This is a genomic window from Actinomyces sp. MRS3W, from assembly GCF_032465695.1.
Classification (GTDB): domain Bacteria; phylum Actinomycetota; class Actinomycetes; order Actinomycetales; family Actinomycetaceae; genus Actinomyces.
This window is the reverse complement of sequence record NZ_JAWDJJ010000031.1, coordinates 1-5,622: the sequence shown is the minus strand read 5'-3', so window position 1 is coordinate 5,622 and position 5,622 is coordinate 1. Positions and strand designations below refer to the sequence as shown.

The following is a 5,622-nucleotide window of genomic DNA, read 5'->3' as shown; positions in this document are numbered from 1 at the left end:
GCCCTCATGCGCGAGCGCTTCGCCATCCGGGGACCTGGGGACGGCGGTTCCGGAGGCGCGTCCCCGGATGGCGAAGCGCTCGCGCATGAGGGCCACGAGGGTGCCGTCGGCGGCGTCGGTCAGCTGCAGGCGCACGTCGACCACGCGCCCGGCGCTGGACTCCTCCAGGCCGGCCACCCAACCGTCAACCTGGATGACGCAATCCGGGCCGGCCTCGCGGGCCAGCTGTGCCAGCGGCCGACGCAAGTCGATGGTGTGGTCCAGGTGCACGGCGCCCAGGAGTCCCTCGATGAGCGGCATGCCGTCTTCGACGACGCTGCCCAGGGCGGCATAGACCACCGGCCAGGCCGGGCCCAGCAGGGCGTCGGGCACCAGCGGCGCGGCGGCCAGCGAAGTGGGCAGGGCGTCCGCGGTGACGGCGGCGTGGTCGGCACCGAGCGTGTCGGCCAGTGTGAAGCGGGCGTGCACCGTGCCGAAGGGCTGGTGGGCCGGACGTCCGAGCGCATCGGTGGCGCCGGCGACGGGAGCGATGACCTCCGGCAGCTGGTCGACCAGGTCGCCGGTAATGGACACGGCGCCGACGCCGGCGGTGTTGCGCAGCAGGTCGTTCATGGTTTCGCTGATGCGACCGGGGTCGACCAGGGGGGCGGCGCCGTCGGCGGCGCGCGCCAGGCGCAGCGGCACGACGAGGCGGCGCACGGCGTGGATGGCCTCACCACCGGGAGTGTCGTCCCAGTGGGTGTCCAGACGAATGTCGAGGTCGTAGGCGTCGTCGGCCACGTCCGGGCGGGCCACCACCCGGTAGGCGTCGTCGCCGGCGTCGGCCAGCACCCGGGCCGGGTTAATGGTCAGGTGCCCGTTCCACAGCACGTGAGGGGTGACGCGCACCAGCTCGGTGGCGTCCGTGACGGGGCGGGTGCCCGGCTTCCAGGAGGCGCCCAGACGGGCCCCACGGCGCGGCTGCTCGCCACCGGCCTGGAGGGCCTCGACGACGGCGGTTTCGAAGCGGCCCAGCAGATGACCGACCGGCTCGTTAATGGTGGTGATGCCGGCGACGGACACGGGCCCGGGAATGATGCGCACCTGGTCGGCGGTGTAACGCGGGTCCTGCGACTGCCACAGGGAGTCGGTGCCCCACCAGCGCAGGATGTCGGCGTCGAGCACGGGCACGAACGGCACCGGCTTGGGGTGCTTGCGGCACAGGTCAACGAACCAGGCGGCGTCGGCGGGCTCCACCTGAGTGGTGGCGGCGGCCGGGTAGCGCTCCGCCAGGGCGGCCAGCGCGGCATCGGCGTCCAGGACATCGTCCTCGGTGGCGAACAGCGTTTCGATCTCACCGTGATCGGCGCTGTTGACGCGCGCCTCAACCCGGTGCAGCAGGTCGAGGAAGCGGTCGTACCAGCCCTCATCGGCCCAGTCCGCGGCGGTGGCGGCCCGGCCCTCGTGAGGCGCGACGCACAGCTCCGCGTAGCGGGTCGCCCACTCCAGGTAGCTCATGGCCTCGACGTCACCGAAGTACGGCTTGGCGGTCTTGGCCAGGGCGGCGATCATCTCCTCGCGGCGCGCGGTCATGGCCGCGTCATCGCCGGCGAGTTCCTGGATGAGGCGAGAGGCGCGGGCAGAGGAGTTGTCGATCTCGTACAGGTCGGCGCGCAGGTGCGACAGGCCCGAGGTCATGCCACCGGCGGAGGCGCCGGAAGCGACCCAGCCGCCCTCGTGGGCGGGGTCGATACCGGGGGTGTCGACCAGCAGCTGCTTAACGTCTTCGTTGGTCTTGGCCTCCAGGCAAGTCATGGCGGCGGTGCCGACGCTGACACCGTCAACCGGCGCGGCGGCGGTGCCGTAGGCCAGTGCCCAACGGCCGGTGATGTAGTCGGCGGCCCGCTCGGGGGCGCCGATGCCGCCACCCACGGTGAGTACCAGGTTATCCACCGCGCGGATGGCGTCGTAGGTGGCCAGGAGCATGGTGTCCAGGTCTTCCCACGAGTGGTGACCGCCGGCGTGACCGTCCTCAATCTGCATAATGATGGGCACGTCCGGCACCGCCTTGGCGATGGCGATGACCTGGCGGATCTGCTCGACAGTGCCGGGCTTGAGCGCCACGTAGGGGAAGCCCTCGGCGCGCAGACGGGTGATGAGCGTGACCGCTTCATCCAGCTCCGGGATGCCGGCGGAGATGACGACGCCGTCCACGGGGGCGCCGGCGGCGCGCGCCTTGGACAGGAGCCGCTGCGTGCCCAGGTGCAGGTTCCACAGGTAGCGGTCCATGAACATGGCGTTGAAGGCGGCGGTGCGGCCCGGCTCGAGGGCCGCCTCGAGGCCGGCCAGGTTGTCGGCCAGTACCTTGGGGGTGGTCTGGCCACCACCGGCGAGCTCGGCCCAGTAGCCGGCGTTGGCGGCGGCGGCGACGATCTCCGGGTCCACGGTGGTCGGGGTCATGCCCGCCAGCAGGATGGCGGAGCGGCCGGTCAGGCGGGTGAAGGCGGTGTCGACGGTGATGCGTCCGTCCGGCAGCTGCGTCAGGTGCGGGGCGAAGCGCGCCCGGTCCACGGTCGGAGCCGGGGCGGCGCCCGCGCGGTCGAGGTCGTCAATGTGCCGGGCGGTGCCCGCGGGCACGACCGTGGTGCCGGTGCCGGCCACCACGGGCTCGGTCAGGCGCGAGAGCACCGTGCCCGGACCCACATCGAGGATGAGGCGGCGCTCGCCCGCACCGAGAGCGTCGTCGATGGTGGCGGGCCAGTCGACCGGGTCGATGAGGACGGCGATGGCCAGGTCACGGGCCAACTGCGGATCCAGCCCGGCGCGCTCGGCCCAGGCGACCACGTCGTCCACGGCGCTGGCCAGCAGCGGCGTGTGGAAGGGGACGGACGTAGTGAGGAACTCGGTGATCGGAGCCAGGACGGCGCCACCGCGGCGCCGCTCCTTGCGGTCCTGCTCGCTGCGGCGCGCAACCGCTTCAAGCGCGGTGATGACACGCTCAAGGTCGCCGGGGCGACCGGACAGGATATGAGCCTGACGGCCGTTGACGACCCCAACCGCGATCCGCTCGGCGCCGGGCAGCTGGGACAGGACACCGTCGAGCACCTCGCGGGTCACGCCCCGCACAGAGAGCATGGGGGTGGTCTCCCCCACCGTGCCCAGGTCGAGCCGACCGGTGGTGCGGGCAGCGGCAGCACCAATGAGCCGGGCGATGGCGTGCACCTCGACGACGCTCGTGTTGGTGCCGGAGTGCCGCGCGGCACGCAGCGCGTCCAGCAGGGCCACGCCCAGGACGCCCTGGGAGTGACCGATGACGGCGCCCGGCGCGTGCTCGCCCACGGGGTCGATGCCGGAGCCGGGCAGGCAGGCCAGGGCGGCGTGCTGCGCGAACAGGATGCCGGGCACAGACACGTCGGCGGTGTCGGCGGTCCCGGCCTGCGGTGCCGGGCTGGCCGGGGCGCCCGCGTCGGTGAAGAAGCGCGCGCCCCTGGGAGTCACGGTCAGCAGGTCGGTTGCCACCGGGGCGAGGCGGTCGGCGACGGCGGCGTCGATGGCAACGAGCTCATCTGCCAGCTCGCGGTCGAGTCCGACGAGCTCGTCGAGCGTGGCGCGCCAGGGGGTGGCCTGCCCGCCGAAGGCGAGTACATAGGGCTCGCCCGCGTTGAGCCGCTCGGCGATGGTGTCGGGGGTGGTGGGCTGGGTGCTCATGCGGTCCTCGGTTGTGTCGGTCGTCTGGTTGGGGGTCTGGTGGGCGGTTGTGGGTTTCGTGGAGGTCATGGGAGGGTCACAGGGGTCCGTTGTCGTGCTTCTTGGCAGGCAGGCTGCGGCTGTCGCGCTTGTCGGCGAGAGCGGCCAGGGAATCGACGATGACGGTGCGCGTGTCCTCGGGCGCGATGACGGCGTCGATCTCGCCGATCGCCACCGCCTTGTCGGGGTTGATAACCGTGTCGGTGTATTCCTCGACCAGGCGCTGCTGCTCGGCGGCGGCGGCTTGTTCACCGGACTCGTCGCGTACACGCGCCAAGTCGCGGCGGTGAATGATGCCCACCGCGCCCTGGGCGCCGAGTACGGCGATCTCCGCGCCCGGCCAGCAGAAGTTGAGGTCGGCGCCGATGGCCTTGGAGCCCATGACGATGTAGGCGCCGCCGTAGGCCTTGCGCAGCACCACGGTTACCAGCGGGACGGTGGCGGAGGCGTAGGCGTTGATGACCTTGGCGCCCCGCCGGATGATGCCGGCGTGCTCCTGCTCGGCCCCGGGACGGTAACCGGGCACGTCCACGAAGGTGACCACGGGCAGGCCGAAGGCGTCGCAGAAGCGGACGAACCGGGCGAGTTTCTCGGAGGCGTCGACGTCGAGCGTGCCGGCATCGACCAGCGGCTGGTTGGCGACCACGCCCACCGGGCGCCCCTCGAAGCAGGCGAAGCCGACCACCACGTTGGCGGCGAAGTCCTCCTGCACCTGCACCAGTTCCCCGTGGTCGACCACGGCCGCAACCACGGCGGTGACGTCGTAGGGCTGGCGGGGTGAGGCGGGCACCAGCTCGCCGACCTGTGCTGCCGCCGCCCGGTCCGCGGCCCGGTCGACGTCGTCGTAGTCGTAGCGGGGAGCCTCCTGCGCGGAGGAGGAGGGCAGGTAGGCCAGCAGCGTGCGCACCTGATCGAGGGCGTCGTCCTCATCCTCGGCGACATAGTGCACGACGCCGGTGACCGATCCGTGAATGTCGGCGCCACCGAGCTCCTCGGCACTGATCCGCTCACCGGTGACGGCCCGCACCACGTCCGGGCCGGTGACGAACATGTGGGAGGCCTCGCGGGTGGCGATGACGAAGTCGGTCAGCGCGGGGCTGTAGACGGCGCCGCCGGCGCAGGGGCCGAGGATGACGCTGATCTGCGGGATGAGGCCGGAGGCGGCGCAGGTGCGGTTGAAGATGCGTCCGTACTGGCGCAGCGCCGCCACGCCCTCCTGGATCTTGGCACCGCCGGAGTCAATGAGCCCGATGACGGGGATGCTCAGCCGCAGGGCGTCGTCGAGAAGGCGGACGATCTTGTCGCCCTCGACGCTGCCCAGCGCCCCGCCGGAGACGGAGAAGTCCTGGGAGTAGACCGCGACTTGGCGGCCGTCGATCTGGCCGAAGCCGGTGACGACGCCGGAGGGGCGGGCCTGCTCGCCGGCGCCGGCGCCGGAGTACCGGCCGATCTCGAGGAAGGAGTCGGCATCGAGCAGGGCGGCGATGCGCTCACGGGCGGTGTGCTTGCCCTTGGGGTGCTGGCGGGCGGCGGCGCGCTCCTCGGCTTCGGCGTCCACGCGGGCGATGCGCTCGCGGAAGGCGGTGGTTGCCGGTGAGACAGCCATGGTGGCGTCGGTCATCTCAGGCCTCCTGCTGTGGGGTGGATGTGGTGGCCTCGTCGCCGAGGTCGCGCATGCGCACGAGGATCTCGCCGGCGGAAACGGTGCGGCCCGCGCTTACGGGGATATCGGCAACGGTGGCGTCCGCGGGGGCGTGCACGTAGTTCTCCATCTTCATGGACTCCAGCACGACCAGCAGGTCGCCCTCGCGCACGCGGTCGCCGGGGCTGACACAGATGCGGGTGACGATGGCCTGCATAGGGGCGGCGATCGCACCGGGATCGGCTCCCTGGGCC

General features: G+C 72.1%; 3 protein-coding genes. All 3 read right to left on the bottom strand.

Annotated elements, in window-relative coordinates; all coding sequences use genetic code 11:
* The coding region (locus tag RWX45_RS00925; RefSeq protein ID WP_316021919.1) for a fatty acid synthase subunit beta domain-containing protein at positions 1-3,687 on the bottom strand (3,687 nt) is incomplete at its 3' end.
* 76 nt (positions 3,688-3,763) lie between these two features.
* Positions 3,764-5,347, bottom strand: a complete 1,584-nt coding sequence (locus RWX45_RS00920; protein ID WP_316021918.1) for an acyl-CoA carboxylase subunit beta — start codon at positions 5,345-5,347, stop codon at positions 3,764-3,766.
* Between the two features lies 1 nt (position 5,348).
* Positions 5,349-5,622, bottom strand: a 274-nt coding sequence (locus RWX45_RS00915) for an acetyl-CoA carboxylase biotin carboxyl carrier protein subunit (protein ID WP_316021917.1), incomplete at its 5' end; no start/stop codon positions are given.